This is a genomic window from Nonomuraea sp. NPDC050556, assembly GCF_044457355.1.
Classification (GTDB): domain Bacteria; phylum Actinomycetota; class Actinomycetes; order Streptosporangiales; family Streptosporangiaceae; genus Nonomuraea.
In genome coordinates, this window is the sequence record NZ_JBITGU010000002.1 from 136,199 (window position 1) to 159,396 (window position 23,198).

Genomic DNA, 23,198 nt, shown 5'->3' on the forward strand with positions numbered 1-23,198 from the left:
GGGATCGTGGCCGAGCGCGGTTCTGTGGATGGGCGTGCGGTGGGGCGGTGGGGCTGTGGAAAAGGTGTCAGTGGCGGGCGGGTGACACGTGGGATTCGAACCATTCGGCCAGGGCCAGGCACAGGGCGTCTTCGCCGCGTCTGGTGATGATCTGGACGTTCACCGGGAGGCCGTCGATCTCGCAGAACGGCACGCTGGCCACGGGGAGACCGGCCATGCTGAAGGGGACCAGCAGGGTGAGCAGGCTGGGGCGGAGCAGCGCTGGGCCGGATTCCAGGTCGATGTGGGTGGTTCCGCGAGGGGGCGCTACTACGGGGGCGGCGGGCATGATCAGCGCGTCCACCTCTCGTAGGGCTTCGTTGAGGGTGGCGGTTAGTTGTCTGCGTTGTTCGGCGGCGCTTTGCCGTACTTCGGGCGAGACGTCGCGGCCGCGGAGGAGGGCTTCGAGGATCACGGGGGAAAAGCCGCCCGTTGTCTCGGGTGAGGGCATATGCCCTTGGGACGGGGCTGGGGTCCCGGATGCAGGCGAAGGTCCAGATGGGGCTGGGGTCCTTGGAAAAGCGAGCGTCTCAGAAACAGGCGAGGGACGGGAGAGGGCTGAGGTCCCTGGCAGGGTGGGCGCGGTGGAACCAGGCGAAGGGTGGGAGGTGGCCAGGGAGCCGACGCTGAGCGAGGCGTGTGGAGGGACAGAAGGCTCTCCACGAAGCAGGGCGTTCAGGGAGGTTTCGTGGATCTGGGCGGATTCGGGCCAGCCCACCTCGATCTGCAGGCGCGACGCATCCTCCAGAACGGGGAACGCCACCTCTTTCACCCGCAACCCGGCCAAGAGTGCCAGGAACGCCTGCCGTACCCCCTGAGAGAGGCGGCCTTCCAGGTACGGCAGAGCGGTGCCGAAAAGGGGGTTCGAGGGCGCCGCCACGCGCAAGGGGGTGCCGAGGAGGACCTCGGCAACTCGGCGGGCGTCCTCGACCGTTCTGGCCAGGGGGCCGGCTGTGTCCAGGCTTGGGGACAGTGCCAGGGCGCCGGTCAGCGGGACCCGGCCGTGTGTCGGGCGGAAGCCTACGACGCCGCAGAAACTTGCTGGAAGCCGGATGGATCCGGCGGTATCGGTGCCCAGCGACACCACGCCCGCGCCCATGCGCACCGCCGCCGCCGAACCGCTGGAGCTCCCGCCGGACATTCTCGCCGGATCAATGGGATTGCGGACGTCGCCCGTCCACGGGTTCTCGCCGGTGATGCCCAGGGCGATCTCGTGCATGTTCGTCTTGCCGATGACCACGGCACCGGCCGCTCTGAGCCTGGTCACGGCGGCGGCCTCCGGTGGCCACAACGCGGGCAGGCTGGCGCGGGTGCCCGCGACGGTCGGCAGGCCGTACACGTTGAAAAGGTCTTTGATCGTGACGGGCAGGCCGTGCAGCGGCCCGCGCTCGCCGGGCGGAAGCCGGTCGAGCACCGCGGCGTCGGCAAGCGCCTGCGACGCGGACAGCGCGGCGAAGGCGTTGCACGTGTCGGCCTGTGCGATGGCCAGGTGCTGCTCGACCAGCTCCGTGATCGTCACTAGTTGGAGAAGCCCTCCTTCGGCATCTCGAGGTCGGCCTTGGCCAGCTCCTCCACGTTCACGTCCTTGAACGTCACAACTCGCACATTCTTTACGAAACGCGCCGGTCTGTACATGTCCCAGACCCAGGCATCCTGCATCTTCACATCGAAAAAGACATCGCCGTTCTCAGCCGTACGCACATCCAGGTCCACCGAGTTGGTCAGGTAAAAGCGCCGTTCCGTCTCGACGACGTAGGTGAACAGGCCGACGACGTCCCGGTATTCGCGGTAAAGCTGCAGCTCCATCTCGGTTTCGTACTTTTCGAGATCCTCTGCGCTCATCGCGCTCCTCCTGTCGCACCCGTTCTCCGGCCTGCCAGATCAGGCAACACCGGCCCCCATCTCATTGTCGCCCATCTCCCTGGCCCACTCGTGCCGTGCCACCGTGACGAACGAGAAGCGATGGTGCTCGCACGGACCGTGCTTCTCCAGCGCCAGGCGGTGTCCGGCGGTCGTATAACCCTTGTGTACGGCGAAGCCGTACGCGGGAAATTTCTCGTCCAGCGAAGTCATCATCCGATCTCGGGTCACCTTGGCAACAATGGAGGCCGCAGCGACGCACGCGGCCACCTGGTCACCCTTCCACACGGCCAGCGACGGCGCGGGCAGCCCCGGCACGGGGAAGCCATCGGTGAGTATGTATTCAGGGACAAACGACAACCGCGCGACGGCTCTGCGCATTCCTTCGATGTTGCATCTGTGCAGGCCGCGTGCGTCGATCTCGTCGGGTGGGATGACGACGACCGCTGTGTGGGCGGCTTTGGCGATCTGGTCGTACAGCTTCTCACGGGTGGCGGGGGTGAGGAGCTTGGAGTCGGCCAGGCCGTCGATCTCGCGGCGTAAGACGACTGCGGCTACCACCAGGGGGCCGGCGCACGCGCCTCTTCCGGCCTCGTCGACCCCGGCGATCGGGGTGAGGCCGCGGCGTGCCAGCGCCCGTTCGTAGGCGTACAGGCCGGAGTCCCGTCGGACAACGCTGGGTCGGGGGCGGAACGCAACTGTCATGACAGAGGCAGCGTACGCCGTTCGGCGAATGTTATCGATTCACTTCTCGATTCCCTCTTCACCGGAGATGCCAGGAACCCTACGGATTGCCCCCACCCACCCCGGTCGGCGGGCGCTGGGAGGCGGTTGTGCCCACGCTGTGGCGCCTAGGCCCCCAGAGGCGGCGCGCGAGGGGGATGGGCCTAGTGGGGTGGTGCGGGGTGTTCGAAGAATCCCGGAGGCGTGCCCGCCCTCGGGGGCGTGGGACCCGGCGCTGGCCCGGGGACGTGGGCTTGGCGGGGGCATGTGCTCCCCGACCCCGGGTGTGCCCGAGGCGGGGGTTCGGGCGCGTGTCCGGCGGTGTGGGGCCAGGGCTGGGGCCTGGCGGCGGCCTGGCGGGGTGGGCCGTATGGCTGGCTGGCCAGGTGTGGGCCTTGAGGAGTGGGCCCGGCGCTCGAGTCGGGCGACGGCCCCTCGTCGTGGGCTGTGGGCCTGGCCGGGAGTGGGCCTTGAGAAGGAGTGGGCCCGGCCAAGGCCCGAGGGCGGTGGCGTGGGGCTCAGAGGCGTGGGCCCCCGCGATGGCCCATGGGCGGGGGCTTGGGGGCCTGGCCCCGGCGATGGGCCGGGGTGAGGCGTGTGGGCTAACGCTGGGGCTACTGGAGTTTGTTGAAGGTGTCTGGGCGGGGGAAGACGGTTAGGCGGTTGAAGGGCCAGTACAGCAGCATCGCCGTACCGATCACGTCGCTCTCCGCGATGAAGCCCTTACCGGGCTCCTGCATGTGGGATCGCGCGTCCGCAGAGTACGACCGGTGGTCCCCCATCAGCCACAACTTGCCCGCCGGTACCGTCACCGAGAACTTCTCCCCCGAAGGAAAGTCGTCCGGATACAAGTAAGGCTTCTCGTCCAGCGCCACCCCGTTGACCGTCACCGGCTTCTCGGATCCCGCGCAGGCGACCTTGTCCCCACCGATGCCGATCACCCGCTTGATGGTGTCCTGACCGTCCCAGCCCTTGAACACCACCACGTCCCCACGCTGGATCTTCCCGTGGAGCTTGTTCACGAACACCCGGTCGTTCACCAGCAGCGTGTTCTCCATCGACTCAGAAGGGATGTAGAACGACCCCACCACGAACGCCTGCAGCAGCATCGCGATGCCCACCCCCAGCACTAACAGCATGAGGGTTTCGCGGATCCCGCCCTTCTTCTTGGGCTTCTTCGAAGAAGAAGAGGAAGAGGAAGTCTCGTCCTTCACGGCCATCAACGCCTCCGAGCCAGCCAGCGACGACGAACGAAGACGAGTGGTACGGCTCCAGCGAGTCCGAGCAGCAGCGGCGTTGCGTCGCCGAGCGCCGCGAGCCCGGGCTGGGAGAACGTCTCGGGGATGTCCAGCGATCCGGCGCGCGAGAACGGCCAGACGATCACGAAGGCCCGGCCGATGACCTGGCCCTCGGGGATCGAGCCGCCGCCCGGGTCACCGGTGTGCGAGCGGGAGTCGAGCGACACCGAACGGTGGTCGCCCATCACCCACAGCCTGCCCGGCGGGACGGTGGTCTCGAAGTAGCTCTGGGACGGCACGTTGCCCGGGTAGAGGTAGCTCTCCTCGTTCAGCGCGACGCCGTTGACGGTGATGCGCCCCTTGGGGTCGCAGCACTTGACCTTGTCGCCGCCGATGCCGATGACGCGCTTGATGTAGTCCTTCTCGCCGGGGACGACGCCGAACGCCGTGCCCACCCAGCGGAAGAAGGCCGCGATCGGGTTGGCGGGCTCTTCGTACTCGATCTCGCCGTCCCAGGAGTCGACGCCGGAGAAGACCACGACGTCGCCGCGCTCGATGTCGCGCGTGTGGTAGACGAGCTTGTTGACCAGCACCCGGTCGTTCTTGAGGAGGGTGTTCTCCATCGACTCCGACGGGATGTAGAAGGCCTGGATCACGAAGGTCTTAATGATCAGTGCCAGGACCAGCGCCACGACGACCAGAACGGGAAGCTCTTTCCAGAAAGAGCCCTTCTTCTCTGGTTTGTCGCCCTTTGCTGGCTTCTGGGTGTCTTCCGCGACCACGTCCACCTCGTCCTCGACAGGGCGGCGCATGGCGCCGTTCTCCTGGCTCTCGCTAGTCATCGCTGAAGAGCCTAGATGATGCATGAGCTCTACAAGCCTCGACCGACGGTACACCCGCCCACGGGTTGCTCCACATAAAGGAAATGGCCCCGCAAAGCACGAAGGCCCGCACCGGAGTGCGGGCCTTCGCTGACGACTACTTGGCGTCGCGCTTCTCGCGGATGCGGGCAGCCTTGCCGCGCAGGTCACGCATGTAGTAGAGCTTCGCACGGCGCACGTCGCCGCGGGTCACGAGGACGATCTTCTCGATGACCGGGCTGTGCACCGGGAAGGTGCGCTCGACGCCGACGCTGTAGCTGACCTTGCGGACCGTGAAGGTCTCGCGGGCGCCACTGCCCTGGCGGCGGAGCACGAAGCCCTTGAAGACCTGGATACGCGACCGGTTGCCTTCAACGACTCGGACGTGGACCTCGAGCGTGTCACCGGGACGGAAGTCCGGGACGTCGCTGCGCAGGGTCGCCTTCTCGAGCTCCTGGATCTTCGTGTGCATAACGGCAATTCCTCAAAGTTTGTGAAGCCCGCGGAGGTCCCACCCGGCCGCGCACGGCAACGCAGGGGACACGCTTGCTGTCTCTTGCTCCGGCAGCCCCGGAGCATGCGAAACCCACCACTCTTAGCGATGGGTCGATTCAGTTTGCCACATCTTCCGAGCCGACGCGAAACGACAGCTCATCCAGCAGCCGCCGATCGTGCTTGTCCAGCGTCGCCGGATCGAGCGAGGCCAGCAGCTCGGGGCGCACCGACAGGGTACGGCGAAGCGCCTCATCCCTGCGCCACCGCGCCACTTTCCCATGATTTCCGGACATGAGGACTGGGGGCACCTCGTGCGACCGCCACACCGGCGGCTTGGTGAAAACCGGCCCTTCGAGCAGATTCTGCATCGCGCCGGGAGCGAAGGAGTCGTCGACCACCGAGCACGCGTTGCCCAGCACCCCGGGCAGCAGCCGCCCGATCGCCTCGGCCATGACCAGCACCGCGACCTCTCCCCCGGCCAGCACGTAGTCGCCGATGCTGACCTCGTCGACCCGCAGGCGCGAGCCGTACTCCGCCATGACGCGCGAGTCGATGCCCTCGTAACGCCCGCAGCAGAAAAGCAGCCACTCCTCCGCCGCCAGCTCCTGGGCCAGCTCCTGCGTGAACGGCCGCCCGCTGGGCGTCGGCACGACCATCCGCGGCGACCCGTCCGCGAGCAAGGAATCGATCGCGGCCCCCCACGGCTCTGGCTTCATCACCATGCCGGGGCCGCCCCCGTAAGGGGTGTCGTCCACGGTCCTGTGCACGTCGTTCGCCCAGTCGCGGAGCTGGTGCAGCCGCACGTCGAGGGTGCCGCGCTCGCGCGCCTTGCCGATCAGCGAGACGTCGAGCGGCGCGAAGTACTCAGGGAAGATCGAGATGATGTCGATGCGCATCAGAGCAGGCCCTCCGGCGGATCGACCACCAGGCGCCCGCCGTCGAGGTCGACCTCGGGCACGAGCGCCTTCACGAACGGGATGTAGACGTCGGAACCCACCACGAGCAGGTCCTGGCCGTGGTGGAGGACGTCGGTGACCTCGCCCACGAAGTCGCCGCCGACGGTGAAGACCTGGAGCCCGATGAGCTGGTGGTCGTGGAACTCGTCCGGGTCGTCGAGCGGCTCCACGGCGGAGGAGTCGATCACCATCATGGTGTTGCGCAGCTCCTCGGCGTCCTCGCGCGAGGTGACGCCCACGAAGCGCAGCAGCAGGGTGCCCTGGTGCCAGCGCTTGCTCTCGATCTCCAGCGACCCTCCGGTGGAGGTGGCGATCGAGGTGCCGGGCGCGAAGCGCAGGTCGGGGTCGTCGGTGCGCACCTCGACGGTGACGTCTCCGCGCACCCCGTGCGGGCGTCCGATCCGGCCGACGACTAGCTCCACGACTACACCTTTCCTATGGACAAGAACGCCCCCACCGGCACGAGACCGGTGGGGGCGCTGAGAACGGGGCGGCTAACGGACCGCTTCGTCCAGGTCGAGCAGGTCGACCCGGACGTACTTTCCGTCGGCCAGAGCGTTCACGACAGTGCGCAACGCCTTGGCCGTTCGGCCGCCACGGCCGATGACCTTGCCGAGGTCCTCGGGGTGGACCCGAACCTCGAGCACGCGCCCGCTGCGAATGCGGCGGGCACGGACCCGGACATCGTCAGGATGCTCGACGATGCCCTTAACGAGGTGTTCGAGTGCCTCCTCGAGCACCTCAGGCCTCGCCTTCCGTCTTGGTCTCGGCCGAAGCCTCAGCCGGGGTCTCGACGACGGCGGGCGCCTCGGCGGGAGCCTCAGCCGCCGGAGCGGCCTCGGTGGTCTCCTCGACCTTGGCGGCCTTCTTGGGCTTGCGAGCCGTGGTGGCGGACGCGCCGGTGTCGCCACCGGACAGGGCCTCCTTGGCAGCGGCCTCGTAGATCGCGTGCCGGTCCGCCTTGGGCTCGGCGACCTGCAGAGGTGCGGGGGCGGGCTCGCCCTTGAACTTCTGCCAGTCACCGGTCAGCTTGAGCAGCTTGAGAACCGGCTCGGTCGGCTGCGCGCCGACACCGAGCCAGTAGGCCGCACGCTCGGCGTTGACCTCGATGCGCGAAGGGTTCTCCTTCGGGTGGTACAGGCCGATCTCTTCGATCGCCCGGCCGTCACGCTTGGTGCGGCTGTCGGCGATGACGATGCGGTACTGCGGGTTGCGGATCATGCCGAGCCGCTTGAGCTTGATCTTGACTGCCACGGGTGTGGTCTCTCCTGCATTAGAGCGTGGGTGAACGGCATCCCACCGAGTGGGGCACGATGCGATGGACGTTCCAGGGACAGGCGCGACCTGTGGGAGTGAGAGGGCACCCACCTGGTCACGGTGTTCCAACATGTCATTGTGCCAGATCCGGGGGGCTGCTCATGCCACCGACTCACTTTTTCTGAGGGGTACGGCGGAGCCGGGAGATGCGCCACCCGCCGCACGTGGCTGAGCCCTCTGGGAGGGTGACGCTCACCGAGCGGACATGGTCGGCCGCCGCAACGGCGCCCAGGACGCCCCTCCCGGCGAAAGCCACACGACACGAGGAGCGAAAGCCGTACAACGCGAAAGAACGGCCGCGCACCTGAGCGCGCGGCCGTCCCCAAAAAGCGCTACTTCTCCGGCGGCAAGTTCAGCTTCGACGGGTCGAACCCCGGGGGAAGCTGCATGCCCGGCGGCAGCTTGGGAGCCCCGCCGCCGAGGTTGCCGAGCAGCCCGCCCTTCTTGGGCTGTGCAGCCTCCTCCTCAGCGGCCGCCTTGCCCAGAGCCGCCTTACGCGGGTCACCGCTGACCCTGCGCCCCTTCTTGCCCTTCTTCGCGGCGGCAGCGGCCTTGGCCGACTTGCCACGCCCGCCGGGCATCCCGGGAATCCCCATCCCCCCGGCAACCCGCTTCATCATCTTCTGCGCCTCGAAGAACCGGATGACCAGGTTGTTGACCGCCGACACCTCGACCCCGGACCCGCGCGCGATCCTCGCCCGGCGCGAGCCGTTGATCATCTTCGGGTCCTGCCGCTCGCCCGGCGTCATCGAGCGGATGATCGCCGCGATGCGGTCGAGGTCGCGGTCGTCGATGGAGTTGAGCTGGTCGCGCATCTGCCCCATGCCGGGCATCATGCCGAGCAGGTTCTTGATGGGCCCCATCTTCTGGACCATCATCATCTGCTCGAGGAAGTCGTCGAGCGTGAAGTTCTCGCCCGAGGTCAGCTTGCCCGCCATCTTGGCGGCCTGGTCCTCGTCGAACGTCTTCTGCGCCTGCTCGATCAGGGTGAGGATGTCACCCATGTCGAGGATGCGGGAGGCCATGCGGTCGGGGTGGAACGCGTCGAAGTCCTCGAGCTTCTCACCCGTCGACGCGAACATGATCGGCCGGCCGGTGATGTGCCGCACCGACAGGGCGGCGCCGCCGCGGGCGTCGCCGTCGAGCTTGGTGAGCACCACGCCGTCGAAGCCGACGCCCTCCATGAAGGCCTGGGCCGTGGTCACGGCGTCCTGACCGATCATGGCGTCGACCACGAACAGGACCTCGTCGGGCGAGACCGCGTCGCGGATGTCGGCGGCCTGCTTCATCAGCTCCTGGTCGATGCCCAGGCGGCCGGCGGTGTCGATGATGACGATGTCGTGCTGCTGGCGCTTGGCGTGCTCGATCGACTGCCGGGCCGCGTCGACGGGGTCACCGACGCCGTTGCCCGCATAAGGGGCGAACGAGGCGACACCTGCGCGCTGGGCCATGACCTCCAGCTGCTGCACGGCGTTCGGCCTCTGCAGGTCGGCGGCCACCAGCAGCGGCACGTGGCCCTGGTCGCGCAGCCACTTGGCCAGCTTGCCCGCCAGGGTCGTCTTACCGGCACCCTGAAGACCGGCCAGCATGATCACGCTGGGTGGCGTCTTGGCGTAGCGGAGCCTGCGGGTCTCCCCGCCCAGGATCGTGATCAGCTCGTCATTGACGATCTTGACGACCTGCTGGGCCGGGTTGAGCGCCTGGGAGACCTCGGCGCCGCGCGCCCGCTCCTTGACCTGGGCGACGAACGCCTTGACCACAGGAAGCGCGACGTCGGCCTCCAGCAGCGCGATGCGGATCTCGCGGCAGGTGGCGTCGATGTCGGCGTCGGACAGCCGACCCTTGGATCGGAGGGAGGAGAAGACCGATGTCAGGCGGTCGGAAAGCGTCTCGAACACGTGGCAGACCAGTCCTCGAAGCGGATATACGTGGTTCTCCAGCCTATCCGCTGCTCCAGCCGGGCACGGCCATGCGGACGGTGAGAGCATGCTCGACCAGGTTGATCAGCGTGCTCTTCACCGAATCCTTGGAGCGGGCGTCCAGCCGGACGATCGGAATGTGCGGTGCGAGGGTCAGCGCGTCGCGCACCTCGCCCTCGCTGTGGGGGTATTGACCGTCCCACCCGTTGACGCCCACGACGAACGGCAGCTGCGCCTCTTCGAAGTAGTCGATCGCCGGGAAGCTGTCGGCCAGGCGGCGCGTGTCCACCAGCACCACGGCGCCGATCGCACCGCGCACCAGGTCGTCCCACATGAACCAGAAGCGATGCTGACCCGGCGTGCCGAACAGGTAGAGGATCAGGTCGCGGTCCAGCGACACGCGGCCGAAGTCCATCGCCACGGTGGTGGTGGACTTGAGCGGCGTCATCCCGAGGTCGTCGATGCCCACGGACGCGTCGGTCATGACGGCCTCCGTGGTCAGCGGCATGATCTCGGAAACCGCTCCGACGAAGGTCGTCTTGCCCACGCCGAATCCACCGGCGACGACGATTTTCGTCGACGTCAAGCCGGGGCTAGAGCCTGCGTAGTCCACTAAGCACCCTTTCGAGCAGGTTGACGTCTGGCCTTCCCGCTTCCAGCGCCGGCTGGTGCACGCGGACCAGACCTTCCGCCGCCATGTCGGCGATCAGCACCCTGATCACGCCGAGCGGGATGCGCAGCAGCGCGGAGACCTCGGCGACCGACCTGACCTGCCTGCACAGGTGGCTGATCGCCTGGTACTCGGGCGTCATGTGGGAGAACTCCCGCTGCTCGGCCGTGGCCGACGACACGAGGGCCTCCATGGCCAGCTTGATCCGCGGCGCCGTCCGCCCGCCGGTCACGGCGTAGGGACGGACCGGAGAGGCCGGGTCCGAGGGTTGCGGCTGCTGAGGCTGCCAGCCGCCACCGTTGTTCCATCTGGGGTCCGTCACAAGGCCTCCTTCGTCGGCCTTGCGACGGAGAAGCTGTGTCTACTGGTTCCCTCGCTGCGCTCGGTCACGGAATCACCTGGTCTGGGTCGCGCGTAGTTCCGCGCGCACGGCCGGAGTGAGGACCTGTCCAGCGCGGTCGACCATGAGCGTCATCTGGTAGGCGACCAGCCCCATGTCGCACTCGGGGGCGGCGAGCACCGCCAGGCACGAGCCGTCGCTGATCGACATGATCAGCATCAGCCCGCGCTGCATCTCGACGATCGTCTGGTTCACGACCCCGCCCTCGAACACCCTGGCGGCGCCCTGGGTCAGGCTGATGAGCCCCGATGCGATGGCGGCGAGCTGGTCGGCACGGTCGGCTGGGAACCCGGAAGAGGCCGCCAATGGTAAGCCGTCCGACGAGACGACCACCGCGTGCGCGACACCGGGAACGGTGCTCACGAAGTCGGTGATCAGCCAGTCGACCCCGCGGGCCGCGTGGCTCAGATCGTTCATTCGCCCTCCTCCCTGCTATCAACGTTCCTCGGGCCCGAGGGATACGCCTTGCCCTCTGTCAGATCCTCGCGCGCGGCCCTGAAGCCCTGCTGGAAGCTCGACAGCCTGCTGCGTACCCGGTCGGGCGAGATCTGCGGCATCGGCTCGACGCCCTTGGGCGCGGTGACGGTGTCAGCCGAGCCGGGCACGAGGTTGGCCTTGGGCACCCGCTTGGGCAGGCCGGCCTGCGTGGCCCCGTCCCTGACCGGCTCGCGCGCGGCTTCGGCCGCCGTCCATCCGGCGTCGGCCTTCGTCGTCCCCCAGGACAGGGAGCTGCCCTCGGAGTGCTCGAACCAGGCCGACTCCACCGAGGCGAAGATCGGCAGGAACTCATCGCCCGAGGACGGCGCGCCGACCACCGGGATGGGCCCGGTCGCCGTCGACTCCGTCTCGGGGAAGTCGTAGGAGGGCGGCTTGCGGTCGCCGAAGGTCCAGGTGGACGCCTCTTCCGGGGCGGGGCGCGACGGGGTCCTGGACGGCATCCAGGTGTCCGCCGTGTCGAACGCGCCCGAGGCCACCGCGCGTTGCGGGTCGGACGGCCAGGCGGGCTCGGACGGCCAGACCGGCATGGACGGCCACGAACCACCCGGCGTGTCCGGCGGGAACTGCGCCCCCACGGGGGCACTCTGCCAGGCAGGAGCCGACGGGGGCCCGTCGAAGGAGGGGTGCGAACCGGCGAAAGGAGCCTGGGGACCGGCGAAGGGAGCCTGCGGCCCGGAGAACGGCTGCGCGGTGAAGGGGTCGGGCACGGCCGGAGTACCGGCGAAGGCGGCGGGCTGCGCGCCCAGGAGCGCCTCGGGGACCAGGACCATGGCGGTGAGCCCGCCGGAGCCGTGCGGACGCAACTGCACCCTGATGCCGTGCCGGTGGGCGAGGCGGGCGACCACGAACAGGCCCATGCGCCGCGACACGGAAACGTCCACGGTCGGCGCGTCGGTGAGCCGCTCGTTGGCCTGGACGAGTTCCTCCTGCGTCATGCCGATGCCGGAGTCGGTGATCGACAGCATGACGCCGCCGCCGTCGATCCTGCTGCCGGACACGGTGACCCTGGTCTCGCGCGGGGAGAACGACAGGGCGTTCTCCACGAGCTCGGCCAGCAGGTGGATGACGTCGTTGACGGCCTGTCCCGCCACGGCGACGTTGTCGGGCACCTGGAGGGAGACGCGCTCGTAGTTCTCGACCTCGGACAGCGAGGCGCGGGCGACGTCGACGAGCTTGACCGGCTGGCTCCAGCGGCGCGGCGGGTCCTGTCCGGCGAGGACCAGAAGGTTCTCGCTGTTACGCCGCATGCGGGTGGCCAGGTGGTCGAGCTTGAACAGGTTGGCCAGTCGCGCCTCGTCCTGCTCGCCCTGCTCCAGGCCGTCGATGAGGGTGATCTGCCGCTCGACGAGCGTCTGGGACCTGCGCGAGAGGTTGACGAACATGGCGTTGACGTTGGAGCGGAGCCTGGACTCCTCACCGGCCAGCCGTACGGCTTCGCGGTGGACCTCGTCGAAGGCGCGGGCGACTTCCCCGACCTCGTCCTCGGAGTCGACGCCGATGGGCTCGACCCTGACGGTCTCGGTGTCGCCGGACTCGCGGAGCCTGCGGACGAGGGAGGGCAGCGCGTTGCCCGCCACGTCGAGGGCGCCGCTGCGCAGCTGGCGCAGGGGGCGGACGAGCGAGCGCGCCATGATCGTGGTGACGATCATGATGAGGACGAGGAGAACGAGGACGAGCGCGGCGCTGATGAGGGCCGCGCGCTGCTCGGCGCCCTGGACCTCGGTGGTGCGCAGCGTGATCGACTCGGCGAGCTTCTTCTCGACCTCGTTGACCCGGTCGGTGGTCTCGGTGCTGGACTTCATCCAGCGTTCCATGTCGTCGGTTTCCTGCGGTTCGAGCCTGCGCAGGGAGACGCCCTCGTTGGTCAGCAGGATGGCGCGGGCGACGTAGAGCTCGCTGCGGCCGATCTGCAGGCCGGACACGGTGTCGTCGAACAGCTGGCGCTGTTCGGGGGTGGCGACGATGCGGAAGGAGTCGCGCTCGCTGCCCTTGCGTGACTTGGCCGACTGGAAGGCCTCGAACTCCGAGCTCTCGAAGCGGCCGCGCACCAGGCCGATGGCCAGCAGGCCGCGCTGCTTGGAGATCTCGTTCTGCATGCGGGCCAGCGCGCCGACGGCGGCGGCCGTGGAGATCAGCTCTTCGTCGCCGGTGCCCTGGGCGGCCTCGTCGTAGATCGTGAGCAGGTCGCTCATGACCTCGGAGTATTTCTCCAGCGTGGGCAGGGCGGGCTGGAGCGACTTGGTGACGGTCAGGCGCAGGTCCTTCAGTCCGCGCAGGCGGTCCTGGAGCCGCTGGAGCTTGCGCTGTCCGAGTTCGGACAGGTCGCCCTCGATCTGCTGGGCCTGGGCGATCACCTTGGCCGCCGCGTTGTCGACGAGGCTCTGCTGGCGCTCGAGCTCGCCGAGGTCGCCCTCGTTGCGCCCGGAGGCGACGAACTTGGTGGACATGTCGCGTTCCGCGCCGAGGACGTGGCCGAGCGCGCCCAGGTTCGTGATCAGGACGGCGACGTCGCTGACCCGCTGGTATTCGCCCGCGCTGCTGATCGAGGTGGTGACGCGCAGGCCACCGAGAATGACGGCGACAAGGGTCGGGATGAGGATCAGGGCCAGGAGCCTCGAGCGCACGCGCCAGTTACGCAACCGCCACTTACCGCGGGATCCAGAAGCGGGGACTTCAGGGGCGCCTGACTGTTCTGGCGATAAACCGCGACCATTCTCGGTCGATGCTGTCCTCACTGGTCGCAAACCTCTCAGGGGACGCCTTGTCGAGGAAAATGTAAAGACCCGCACCGTGAGTCACGAGGCGAGTACCGGGACAATTGGAGCATAAAGCTTCCCGCGTGACCAGCCGAGTCAGCAACTCGTGGAACGCTCCAGAATCAATCAAATCTTCAATCTTGCCGTGAAACCGCCCAAACCCCCCTCGGGTCCTAAATTCGGACATACTGCCGACTTTTGCGATATATGCCCTATATCTACAGCCAAGATGAATTCATTCCGGTACGCTTCACGCCCGTCGCCTCCGGCCCTGGCCGTCGACGCCCCCCTCCGCTTTCTTCTTCCCCCGGAGATCACATGACATCCACGTTCCGTGGCGGAGCCATTGCCGTCGGCCTTCTGGCCGCGCTCGTGCTCAGCGCCTGTGGCGGCACCGGCTCCACCGGCTCCTCCAGCGGCGGGCTCGAGAAGACCACCATCAAGGTGGGCGCTCTCCCCATCCCCGACCCGGCTCCGCTCTACATCGCCAGCGCGAAGGGCTTCTTCAAGGAAGAGGGCCTCACCGTCGAGCCGGTGATCATCCAGGGTGGCGCCGCGGCACTTCCGCAGATCAAGAGCGGAGCGCTCGACATCTCGCAGACGAACTACGTTTCGACGTTCCTGGCCGCGAGCAAGGGCGAGAAGGTCAAGGTGATCGGCGACCTCTACCAGGCCACGCCGAACAGCTTCAACATCATGGTCACCAAGGACTCGCCGATCCAGACGGTCGCCGACCTCAAGGGCAAGACCATCCTGGTCAACACCTTCAGGAACATCGGCACGCTGACCATCGAGGCCACGCTCAAGGTCGCCGGCCTGACCGCCGCCGACGTGAAGTTCGTCGAGAAGCCCTTCCCCGACATGGCTGCGGCGCTCACCGGCGGCCAGGCGGACGCCGGCTGGATGCCCGAGCCGTTCATCACCGCCACGCAGAGCGGCGCCGGCTTCCGCAAGATCGCCGACACCATGTCCGGTGAGACGGAGAACATGGCGATCGCGGCCTGGATGGCCACCGACGACTGGGCGAAGAAGAACCCCAAGACCCTCGCCGCCTTCCAGCGGGCCATGGCCAAGGCGCAGGCCCTGGCCGCCAAGGACCGCAAGGAGGTCGAGGCCGTCCTGCCGACCTACACGAAGATCGACGCCAAGACCGCGTCCGTCATCACGCTCGGCTCCTACCCGACGACGATGAACGAGAGCCGCCTCCAGCGCGTGGCCGACCTCATGCTCGCGTACAAGTACATCGAGAACCCGCTGAACGTGAAGGACCTCCTGGTGGGCTCGACCGGATGATCGCTGCACGACTGCTCCGCGGCGCCCTCGGCGTCGCGGGGCTGCTTGTCGTCGGCGAGCTCGTCGTCCGTTTCGCCTTTCCCGCCGACGCGATGTTCCCCGCTCCCTCCACGGTCCTGTGGGAGGCGCTGAAGCTGTTCGCCGACGCCGAGTTCCTGGGCGGCGTCCTGGTGACCATGGGCAACTGGCTCGTGGGGCTGATCGTGGCCGTCGTCGTGGCCGTGCCGTTCGGCGTGCTGCTGGGAGCGATCCCAGCCGTGGAGCGCGCGGTCAGGCCGCTGCTGGAGTTCCTGCGCCCCATCCCCTCCGTGGCGATCATCCCGCTGGCCATCCTGCTGATCCCCGACGACTCGACGATGAAGGTCGCGGTCATCCTGTACGCGTGCATGTGGCCGGTGCTGATCAACACGTTGTACGGCATGCAGGACGTCGACCCGCTCGCCAAGGACTCGCTGCGCAGCTTCGGCTTCGGCCAGCTCGCCGTACTGCGCCGGGTCAGCCTGCCCAGCGCAGCGCCGTTCATCGCCGCCGGGGTCCGGATCGCCGCGGGCATCGCGCTGATCCTGGCCGTCAGCGCCGAGCTCGTCGCGGGCGGCACCGGCGGGATCGGCGTGTACGTCATCAAAGCCTCCAGCGGCAACAGGTCCGACCTCGTCCTGGCGGCCACCCTGTGGGCGGGAGTCCTCGGCCTGCTGGTCAACCTCGCCATGGTGAGCCTTGAACGGCGCATGTTCGGCTGGCACACGTCCAAGGCGGGAGTGGCCCCATGAGGACGATCGGCAGGCTCTGGCTCATCCCGGTCACGGTGGCGGTCTGGGAGATCGTCACGCGGCTGATGGACGACATCGACTTCCCCGCCCCGTCGCTGATCGTCGCCGCCATGTACAAGCTGTGGTTCTCCGGCCCGGTGAGCCACCTGTTCCTCACCGACGCCGCGCTCGACAACATCCTGCCGAGCCTCGGCCGGCTGTTCGCGGGCTGGGCGCTGGCCGCGGTCTTCGGCGTGCTGGCCGGCGTGGCGATCGGCAGGTCGAAGTCGGCCGTCGACTACGTGGACCCGCTCATCCAGCTCGGCAGGGCGGTGCCTCCCCCGCTGCTGGTGCCGCTGTTCGCGCTGGTGTTCAGGGACCCGCTGACCACGCAGCTCGCCACCATCGTGTTCGGCGTGGTGTGGCCGGTGCTGCTGAACTCCATCGAGGGCGCCAGAGCCGTCGAGCCGATCCACATCGAGACGGCCACCGTCTTCGGCCTGACGAGGGGCCAGCGGTTCCGCCGGATCATGATCCCGGCCGCAGCGCCGAAGGTCTTCGCCGGGCTGCGCCTGTCGCTGTCGCTGGCGCTGATCCTCATGGTCATCTCCGAGGTCTTCGGCGGCACGGACGGCATCGGCTACCAGCTGCTGCAGGCGCAGCGCGGGTTCGAGACCCCGGTCGTCTGGGGGGCCATCGTGCTGCTCGGCGTCCTCGGCTACCTGATCAATGTCCTTTTCGTGCTCGCGGAGAACCGGCTGCTGGTGTGGCACAGGCACGCGACGCGCGCACTCTGAGTTCCATCTGGAGGATCGATGTCCCACCCGACCGGCCCCGTCTGGGATGCCATCTGCGGGATCTCCCGCTTCGCCGCGCTGTCCACGATGGCGGAGCTGGGGTGCGCCGACGAGCTGGCCGACGGGCCGCTGGGCGCTGAGGAGCTGGCGGTCCGGTGCGGCGCGCACGCGCCGTCGCTGCGCCGGGTGATGCGCGAGCTGGCGAGCATGGGCATCGTGCGGTCGGTCGGCGCGGACTCCTTCGAGCTGACCGAGCACGGCAGGACGATGCGCTCGGACGTGCCGGACTCGGTCCGCTCCGCCGTACGGATGATCGCCGAAGGCGGGTTCTGGTATGCCATGGGCAACCTGCCGGAGACGGTCAGGCAGGGCCGTTCCGCGTTCGTGGAGAAGCACGGGCACCTGTACGAGTACCTGGCGGCCAACCCGGACTCCAGCAGGACCTTCGACGACTACATGACGGCCAGGGCGACGCCGTTCGCCTCAGCGGTGGCGGAGCGCTACGACTTCTCGCAGGTCGCCACCATGGTCGACGTCGCCGGCGGCAAGGGGCACATCCTGGCCGAGGTGCTGCGCGCCCACCCGGGCACCCGCGGCGTCCTGTTCGACATGGAGCACGTGGTCGGCGGCGCCGTCGAGTACTTCGCCGCGCAGGGGCTGGCCGAGCGGTGCGAGGTGGTGGCCGGCGACTTCTTCGGCGAGATCCCGCAGAACGCCGACGCCTACCTGCTGGCCAGCATCCTGCACAACTGGGACGACAACGACAGCGTCCGCATCCTGCGCAACATCCGCGAGGCGATCAGCGAGGACGGCAGGCTGCTCATCCTGGAGATGGTCCTCCCGGACGAGGACGTGCCGCACATCGGCAAGGACGTCGACATGCGCATGCTGGCCATCTTCGACGGCGGCGCCGAGCGGACCAGGGCCGAGTACGCGGCGCTCCTGGAGAAGGCGGGCTTCACGCTCAACCAGGTCATCCCCCTGACCGCCGGGGCGAGCCTCGTGGAGGCACTCCCCGCTTAGACCGACCACGAGGCCCGGTGGTTGAGCTCGTCGACGTCGATGTCGGTGATCCGCCGCTGGGCCTCGGCCATGTCCGCCAGTTCCTGCGGCGTCAGCACGCGCGCGATGTCGTCGAACCCGCCGGGCGCGCGCTCGGTGACGAGCCTGATCGTCGCCTCCATCGGCAGCGTACGGTGACCCAGCACGAGCGCGTTGGTCACCTCCCTGCGCTCCGCCTCGTACCGCGCGAGCCCGTCAGAAGGGGTGTCCGCCGTGGCCAGGCACCTGGCCAGCACTCTGGCGTCGAGCACGGCCTGCGACCCGCCGTTGGACCCGATCGGGTAGACCGGGTGCGCCGCGTCCCCGAGCAGCGTCACCCGCCCCTCGCCCCAGGAGTCCAGCGGGTCCTTGTCCACCATCGGGTAGGACAGGATGCGCTCGGTGCCCTCGATCACGGCCGGGATGTCGAGGAGCGCGTGCTTCCACCCGGCGAAGTGCCCGATGACGTCGCCGAGCCTGCCCTGCCTGTCCCAGTCCGCGTCGCGCACCGGGCCCGGCTCCCCCACCTTGACCTCGGCCACCCAGTTGATCAGCGCCTTGCCGCGCGCCCGCGCCCGCGCCGAGATCGGGTAGGCGACGAACTTGGCGGTGGCGTTGGACCCGGCGACGAGCACGGTGCCGTCGTCCATGAACGGCTCGCCCTCCACCGCGCCGCGCCACATGTGGATGCCGCACCCCTGAAGATCGTTGCGTGCGGGGTGGAGGCGGGCGCGCACCGCGGAGTGGATCCCGTCGGCCCCGATGAGGACGTCGAACCGCTCGTGTGTCATCTCGCCGCCGGAGCAGAGCTCGACTGTCACGCCTTCGGCGTCCTGGATGAAGCCCTGGAAGGTGACACCGGTCCTGACGGAAGGAGCTCCCATCCTGTCGAGGACCGCCTCCAGGAGCAGCGCCTGGAGTTCGCCCCGATGGATGGAGTACTGCGGCCACAGGTACCCGGCCGACCGCCCCCTGGGCAGCGCGATGATCACGCCGCCGAACCGGTCGGTGAACGTCATGAAGCTGGTCGGGATGCCCGTCGCGGCGAGCTCGTCACCCAGTCCGAGCTCGGTAAGCTCGCGTACCGCATGGGGTTGCAGGTTGATTCCGACCCCGAGCGGTCGGAGGCTGGAGGCCGCCTCGACGATCTGACCGTCGAGGCCGGCGGCGTGCAGGCTGAGCGCCGCGGTGAGCCCGCCGATCCCGCCGCCGACGATGAGAGCACGCATGAGAACTCCTTCCCCGAAGGGGATGCGAAGTGATCATAACGTGTCAAATCATGACAGGGCGGCGGGACAAAACCCGATAGAGTCCACCAGAACGTGAGGCTGCTCGAAGCTAGGACCCCCGACTTGCTTGAGATCACGAACCTGACGCACACCTATGGCACCGGGCCCACGGCCCACCACGCCATCGACGGACTCGACCTGAGCGTCGCGGACGGTGAGCTCCTGTGCATCGTCGGCCCGTCGGGCGCCGGCAAGTCCACCCTCCTGCGCTCCATCGCCGGGCTCATCAGGCCCACCGGCGGGCAGGTGCGCATCGACGGCGTCGCCGTCGACAGGACCCCTGACAACCTGGCGGTCGTGTTCCAGGACTACAGCCGCTCGCTGTTCCCCTGGATGTCGGTCGAGGACAACGTGGCCCTGCCGCTGCGCCGTAAGAGCATGGACAAGGCCCAGCGCAAGGCGGCCGCCGCCGAGGCCCTGGAGTCCGTGGGACTGACCGGCGCCGGCAAGAAGTACCCCTTCCAGCTGTCCGGCGGCATGCAGCAGCGGGTGGCCATCGCCCGCGCGCTCGCCTACCGCCCCTCCCTCATGCTCATGGACGAGCCCTTCGGCTCGGTCGACGCCCAGACCCGCGAGGACCTCGAGGACCTCGTGCTCCAGGTGCGCGGCCACCACAGGATGACCATCGTCCTGATCACGCACGACATCGACGAGAGCGTGTACGTGGGCGACCGCGTCGTCGTGCTCTCGAAAGCCCCCGCCCACGTCGTCGGCGACCTCAAGGTCGATCTCCCAGGTCCCCGCGACCAGATCAGCACGCGCGAGCACCCCGACTTCGTCCATCTGCGCGCCGAGGTCGGTCGCCTCGTCCGCGGTGTCGAAAGGACCAACGTATGAAGCTGCCCGCCGCCCTCTTAGTTCTGGCCCTCGCGCTGACCGCGTGCGGCTCGGGCGGGTCCACGGCGACCGGCAATGACAAAGGCCTGGAGAAGACCACGCTGACGGTGGGCGTCGTGCCCGTGCCGTCCGCCGCCTCCCTGTTCATCGCGGAGCAGAAGGGCTTCTTCAAGGAGGAGGGCCTGACGGTCAAGACGGAGATCATCCAGGCTCCGCAGGCCGTGATGCCGAAGATCCTCAACGGCAGCATGGACGCCTTCGTCACCAGCTACGTCTCGCTGCTGTCCATCCAGGACCAGGGGACCGTCAAGCTCAAGTTGTTCCAGCACGTCCAGACGGGCGCGCCGGGCATCGCCAGCGTCGTGGTGCCCAAGGACTCCCCCATCAAGACGCCCGCCGACCTCAAGGGCAAGACGATCGCGGTCAACGTGCTCAAGGCGCTCGGCCAGACCGTCACCAACGCCCACCTCCAGGAGGCCGGGCTCACCCCCGACGACGCCAAGTACGTCGCCATCCCCTTCGCCGACCAGCTCACCGCGCTGTCGTCGAAGAAGGTCGACGCCGCCTGGCTGGTCGAGCCGTTCCTGTCAGCGGCCAAGGCGCAGGGCGCCGTCGAGGTGATCGACACGACCAGCGGGCCGACGGCGGGCATCCCGATCGACGCCTGGGGCGTGTCCGAGGACTGGCTGGCCAAGAACCCGAAGACGGCGGCCGCCTTCCACCGGGCGCTGGCCAAGGCGCAGCAGATCGCCAGCTCCGACCGCAACGCCATCAACGCGGTGATCCCGACGTACACCAAGATCCCCGCTGACGTGGCCGCCAAGATGAAGCTCGGCGTGTTCTCCATGGACGTCGACACCGCCGCCTTCCAGAAGCTCGCCGACCTCCTGGCCGGGTACGGATACCTCAAGACCAAGCCGGACGTCACGCAGCTGATCCCCGCCAAGATCGAATGACCAGGAGGCTCCTCCTCGGCGCGTCCGGGGTGGTCGCCTTCCTGATCCTGGCCGAGCTGGCCGGACGCCTGGGCGACTTCCCCCGGGCCTCAGAGGTGCTCGTGGCAGCCGCCGGGCTCGCCGTCGACGGGCCGTTCCTGGCCAACGTCGGGGCGACGCTGACCGCCTGCCTGACCGGGCTGCTCATCGCCATCGCCGTCGCCGTGCCCGCGGGGCTCCTGCTGGGCACGGTGCCGGCGATCGAGCGGTCGGTGCGGCCGCTGGTGGAGTTCCTGCGCCCGATCCCCTCGCTGTCGCTCATCCCGCTGGCGATGTTCCTGTGGACCGACAGCCAGGACGCCAAGACCGCGCTGATCGTCTACACGTGCTCGTGGCCGCTGCTCATCAACACGATGTACGGCCTGGGCGACGTCGATCCGCTCGCCAAGGACTCGATGCGGGCCTTCGGCTTCGGGCCGTTCGCGGTGCTCATGCGGGTGTCGCTGCCGAGCACGGCGCCCTTCATCGTGACCGGGGTGCGCATCGCGGTGTCCGTCACGCTCATCGTCGCGGTCAGCGTCGAGCTGATCGCGGGCGGGTCGGGCGGGCTGGGCACGTTCCTGGTCGAGGCGGGCAGCGCCAACCGGCGCGAGCTCGTCCTGGCGGGCACGTTGTGGGCCGGGGTCATCGGCGTGGTGGCCAACATGCTGTTCACCGCGGCGGAGCGCCGGCTGTTCCGCTGGCACCACGTGAGGAACGCCGAATGACCCGGGTTGTGCAGTGGCTGGTGTGGATCTTCGTCCCGCTGCTGGCGATCGCGGGCTGGCAGATCGCCTCCACCTCGGCGCGGGCCGTGTACTTCCCGCCGCCGTCGGTCATCGTGGGCCGGATGCACGAGATGTGGTTCGCCGGTCCGCTCTCGCAGGTGTTCCTCACCGACGAGGCGCTGCGCGACCTGATCCCGAGCCTGGCCAGGCTCGGCGCGGGATGGGCGGTGGCCGTCTCGGCCGGGATCGCGCTGGGCGTCGCGCTCGGCCGCTCGGCCACGCTGTCGGCGCTGGTGGACCCGCTGGTGCACTTCGGCAGGTCGGTGCCGCCCGCCGCTCTGCTGCCGGTCTTCCTGCTGTTCTTCCAGGTGGGCACGCCCATGCAGCTCGCCGCGATCGTGTACGGCGTGGTGTGGCCGGTGCTGATCAACGCCATCGACGGCGCCCGCTACGTGGACGTCCAGTACCTGGAGACCGGGCGCGTCTTCCAGCTCGGCGCTGCCCAGCGGCTGACCCGCATCATCCTGCCGGCCGCCGCTCCCAAGATCTTCGCCGGGCTCCGGCTCAGCGTCTCGCTGGCGCTGATCATGATGGTGATCTCGGAGCTGTACGCGAGCAGCGAGGGCATCGGCCACCGCATGCGCGAGGCGGAGGGCTCGTTCGACATCCCGGCCATGTGGGCGGGCATCGTCCTGCTGGGCCTGCTCGGCGTCCTGCTCAACGCCGTCTTCCTCGCCGTGGAGCGACGCACGCTCAGGTGGCACCGTACAGCCGCTTGATGGCGTCCCTTTGGCGCTGGACGAAGAACGCGCGGCCCGGGGCCGCGCCGTCCAGCCCGTTGGGACGTTCCACGTCGTGGCGGGCGTACTCCTCGGCCCACAGGCCGGGCTTGACGCGGGACAGCAGGTTGGGCATGCCGGGGCGGGTCCTGTAGCGGCGCAACGCGGTCAGGTCGAGCTCGGCCGAGGCCACCAGCGAGTCGCCTGGACCGGCGGCGGCGAGCCGCCGCCCCTCGTAGTCGATCAGCTCGGAGCCGCCGTTCGTCGAGTCGCCGGGGATGGCGATGCCGGACAGGCCGCCCGAGTTCGCGGACACCACGTAGGCGAGGTTCTCGATGGCCCGCGCCCGCCGTCCGATCGCCTTCTGCGTCAGGTCGGGTGAGGCGATCTCCGACGTGGGGTGGCAGAAGACCTCGGCGCCGCGCAGCGCGAGCGCCCTGGCCAGCTCCGGGTAGAGGATCTCCTCCGAGGCGATCACCGCGAGGTTGCCCAGCTCGGTGGCCGCCACGGGCAGGACCGCGTCCATGCCGTAGACGTCGACGTAGCGCTCCCACACGTCGTACGGCGTGGGCGAGAACATCGAGTGCAGCCGCCGGTAGCGCAGCACGATCTCACCCGACGGGTCGAAGATCAGCGAACCCTGGAAGAAGAGGTCGGGGAAGTGCTCGTCGCGCTCGTAGGCGTTGACGCACAGGTACACGCCGTGCCCGGTGGCGACCTTGGCCAGCGCCTGGTAGCACAGGTCGTCCAGCGTCGCCTTGTCGCGCCACTCGGCCACGCTCTCGCCGAGCGGGAACCCGGTCAGCACGTACTCGGGCAGCACCACGAGCCTCAGGTCGGCGCCGATCCACGCCTTCGCGCCGCCGACGCGGGCGTTGACCCGCTCGATGGCGGCGCGGATCTCGGCGCGCGGGTCGGCCGCGCCGTTGATCGCGACGGTCGGAACCTGCAGCGCCAGCGCGCGATATGCGGTCATGAGC

At 68.7% G+C, this 23,198-nt stretch carries 25 protein-coding genes; 8 read left to right on the forward strand and 17 right to left on the reverse strand.

Annotated features, from left to right (window positions below; all coding sequences use genetic code 11):
- Positions 1 to 67 precede the first annotated feature (67 nt).
- From ACIBG8_RS18695 to ACIBG8_RS18765, 15 genes are all read right to left on the reverse strand, one after another.
- Positions 68 to 1,558: an amidase gene (locus ACIBG8_RS18695; RefSeq protein WP_397344080.1), complete on the reverse strand. Its 1,491-nt coding sequence runs from the start codon at positions 1,556 to 1,558 to the stop codon at positions 68 to 70.
- Positions 1,558 to 1,881, reverse strand: a complete 324-nt coding sequence (locus tag ACIBG8_RS18700; RefSeq protein ID WP_397344081.1) for a DUF2469 domain-containing protein — start codon at positions 1,879 to 1,881, stop codon at positions 1,558 to 1,560. The genes ACIBG8_RS18695 and ACIBG8_RS18700 overlap by 1 nt, the downstream gene beginning before the upstream one ends.
- Before the next feature lie 39 nt (positions 1,882 to 1,920).
- Complete coding sequence (locus tag ACIBG8_RS18705; protein ID WP_397344082.1) at positions 1,921 to 2,604, reverse strand: ribonuclease HII; 684 nt, start codon at positions 2,602 to 2,604, stop codon at positions 1,921 to 1,923.
- 632 nt (positions 2,605 to 3,236) lie between these two features.
- Complete coding sequence (lepB, locus tag ACIBG8_RS18710; protein WP_397344083.1) at positions 3,237 to 3,836, reverse strand: signal peptidase I; 600 nt, start codon at positions 3,834 to 3,836, stop codon at positions 3,237 to 3,239.
- 5 nt (positions 3,837 to 3,841) lie between these two features.
- Positions 3,842 to 4,702, reverse strand: coding sequence for a signal peptidase I (gene lepB, locus ACIBG8_RS18715; RefSeq protein WP_397344084.1), 861 nt, complete (start codon positions 4,700 to 4,702; stop codon positions 3,842 to 3,844).
- Positions 4,703 to 4,838: 136 nt separating this feature from the next.
- Positions 4,839 to 5,192, reverse strand: coding sequence for a 50S ribosomal protein L19 (gene rplS, locus ACIBG8_RS18720; protein ID WP_397344085.1), 354 nt, complete (start codon positions 5,190 to 5,192; stop codon positions 4,839 to 4,841).
- A 139-nt stretch (positions 5,193 to 5,331) separates the two neighbouring features.
- Positions 5,332 to 6,111 carry a tRNA (guanosine(37)-N1)-methyltransferase TrmD gene (trmD, locus tag ACIBG8_RS18725; RefSeq protein WP_397344086.1) on the reverse strand — a complete coding sequence of 260 codons (780 nt, stop codon included), beginning with the start codon at positions 6,109 to 6,111 and terminating at the stop codon, positions 5,332 to 5,334.
- Positions 6,111 to 6,593 (reverse strand): ribosome maturation factor RimM, encoded by a 483-nt coding sequence (gene rimM, locus ACIBG8_RS18730; protein ID WP_397344087.1) that lies wholly within the window; start codon positions 6,591 to 6,593, stop codon positions 6,111 to 6,113. Before rimM ends, trmD begins: the two co-directional genes overlap by 1 nt.
- Positions 6,594 to 6,665: 72 nt before the next feature.
- On the reverse strand, positions 6,666 to 6,911 hold the full coding sequence (locus ACIBG8_RS18735) for an RNA-binding protein (protein WP_020546537.1): 246 nt from the start codon (positions 6,909 to 6,911) through the stop codon (positions 6,666 to 6,668).
- Between the two features lies 1 nt (position 6,912).
- Positions 6,913 to 7,425 (reverse strand): 30S ribosomal protein S16, encoded by a 513-nt coding sequence (gene rpsP, locus ACIBG8_RS18740; protein WP_397344088.1) that lies wholly within the window; start codon positions 7,423 to 7,425, stop codon positions 6,913 to 6,915.
- A 395-nt stretch (positions 7,426 to 7,820) separates the two neighbouring features.
- Positions 7,821 to 9,386: a signal recognition particle protein gene (ffh, locus tag ACIBG8_RS18745; RefSeq protein WP_397344089.1), complete on the reverse strand. Its 1,566-nt coding sequence runs from the start codon at positions 9,384 to 9,386 to the stop codon at positions 7,821 to 7,823.
- A gap of 43 nt (positions 9,387 to 9,429) precedes the next feature.
- Positions 9,430 to 9,993 carry a GTP-binding protein gene (locus tag ACIBG8_RS18750; protein WP_397344090.1) on the reverse strand — a complete coding sequence of 188 codons (564 nt, stop codon included), beginning with the start codon at positions 9,991 to 9,993 and terminating at the stop codon, positions 9,430 to 9,432.
- A 7-nt stretch (positions 9,994 to 10,000) separates the two neighbouring features.
- Positions 10,001 to 10,399, reverse strand: a complete 399-nt coding sequence (locus ACIBG8_RS18755) for a DUF742 domain-containing protein (protein WP_397344091.1) — start codon at positions 10,397 to 10,399, stop codon at positions 10,001 to 10,003.
- A gap of 72 nt (positions 10,400 to 10,471) precedes the next feature.
- The gene (locus tag ACIBG8_RS18760) at positions 10,472 to 10,894 is read right to left on the reverse strand and encodes a roadblock/LC7 domain-containing protein (RefSeq protein ID WP_397344092.1); all 423 of its coding nucleotides are present in this window, start codon (positions 10,892 to 10,894) and stop codon (positions 10,472 to 10,474) included.
- Entirely contained in the window at positions 10,891 to 13,599 is a 2,709-nt protein-coding gene (locus ACIBG8_RS18765) for a nitrate- and nitrite sensing domain-containing protein (RefSeq protein ID WP_397344093.1), read from the reverse strand. The genes ACIBG8_RS18760 and ACIBG8_RS18765 overlap by 4 nt, the downstream gene beginning before the upstream one ends.
- Before the next feature lie 450 nt (positions 13,600 to 14,049).
- On the opposite strand from ACIBG8_RS18765, the gene ACIBG8_RS18770 reads away from it, so the two are divergent.
- From ACIBG8_RS18770 to ACIBG8_RS18785, 4 genes are read left to right on the forward strand one after another with little or no spacing between them, the layout of a single operon-like run.
- A complete protein-coding gene (locus ACIBG8_RS18770) occupies positions 14,050 to 15,024 on the forward strand; it encodes an ABC transporter substrate-binding protein (protein ID WP_397344094.1) in 975 nt (324 codons plus the stop codon).
- Complete coding sequence (locus ACIBG8_RS18775) at positions 15,021 to 15,794, forward strand: ABC transporter permease (RefSeq protein ID WP_397344095.1); 774 nt, start codon at positions 15,021 to 15,023, stop codon at positions 15,792 to 15,794. Before ACIBG8_RS18770 ends, ACIBG8_RS18775 begins: the two co-directional genes overlap by 4 nt.
- The gene (locus tag ACIBG8_RS18780) at positions 15,791 to 16,570 is read left to right on the forward strand and encodes an ABC transporter permease (protein ID WP_397344096.1); all 780 of its coding nucleotides are present in this window, start codon (positions 15,791 to 15,793) and stop codon (positions 16,568 to 16,570) included. Before ACIBG8_RS18775 ends, ACIBG8_RS18780 begins: the two co-directional genes overlap by 4 nt.
- A gap of 18 nt (positions 16,571 to 16,588) precedes the next feature.
- Positions 16,589 to 17,593, forward strand: a complete 1,005-nt coding sequence (locus ACIBG8_RS18785) for a methyltransferase (RefSeq protein ID WP_397344097.1) — start codon at positions 16,589 to 16,591, stop codon at positions 17,591 to 17,593.
- Here ACIBG8_RS18785 and ACIBG8_RS18790 read toward each other — a convergent pair.
- Positions 17,590 to 18,840: a flavin-dependent oxidoreductase gene (locus tag ACIBG8_RS18790; protein WP_397344098.1), complete on the reverse strand. Its 1,251-nt coding sequence runs from the start codon at positions 18,838 to 18,840 to the stop codon at positions 17,590 to 17,592. The genes ACIBG8_RS18785 and ACIBG8_RS18790 overlap by 4 nt on opposite strands.
- Positions 18,841 to 18,963: 123 nt before the next feature.
- On the opposite strand from ACIBG8_RS18790, the gene ACIBG8_RS18795 reads away from it, so the two are divergent.
- From ACIBG8_RS18795 to ACIBG8_RS18810, 4 genes are read left to right on the forward strand one after another with little or no spacing between them, the layout of a single operon-like run.
- Positions 18,964 to 19,737, forward strand: a complete 774-nt coding sequence (locus tag ACIBG8_RS18795; protein ID WP_397344099.1) for an ABC transporter ATP-binding protein — start codon at positions 18,964 to 18,966, stop codon at positions 19,735 to 19,737.
- Positions 19,734 to 20,693, forward strand: a complete 960-nt coding sequence (locus ACIBG8_RS18800) for an ABC transporter substrate-binding protein (RefSeq protein ID WP_397344100.1) — start codon at positions 19,734 to 19,736, stop codon at positions 20,691 to 20,693. The genes ACIBG8_RS18795 and ACIBG8_RS18800 overlap by 4 nt, the downstream gene beginning before the upstream one ends.
- Complete coding sequence (locus ACIBG8_RS18805) at positions 20,690 to 21,439, forward strand: ABC transporter permease (RefSeq protein ID WP_397344101.1); 750 nt, start codon at positions 20,690 to 20,692, stop codon at positions 21,437 to 21,439. The genes ACIBG8_RS18800 and ACIBG8_RS18805 overlap by 4 nt, the downstream gene beginning before the upstream one ends.
- The gene (locus ACIBG8_RS18810) at positions 21,436 to 22,218 is read left to right on the forward strand and encodes an ABC transporter permease (RefSeq protein WP_397344102.1); all 783 of its coding nucleotides are present in this window, start codon (positions 21,436 to 21,438) and stop codon (positions 22,216 to 22,218) included. The genes ACIBG8_RS18805 and ACIBG8_RS18810 overlap by 4 nt, the downstream gene beginning before the upstream one ends.
- On the opposite strand, the gene ACIBG8_RS18815 is transcribed toward ACIBG8_RS18810, so the two are convergent.
- Entirely contained in the window at positions 22,193 to 23,194 is a 1,002-nt protein-coding gene (locus tag ACIBG8_RS18815; RefSeq protein ID WP_397344103.1) for a nitrilase-related carbon-nitrogen hydrolase, read from the reverse strand. The two genes, ACIBG8_RS18810 and ACIBG8_RS18815, sit on opposite strands and share 26 nt — an antisense overlap.
- Positions 23,195 to 23,198: the final 4 nt, after the last annotated feature.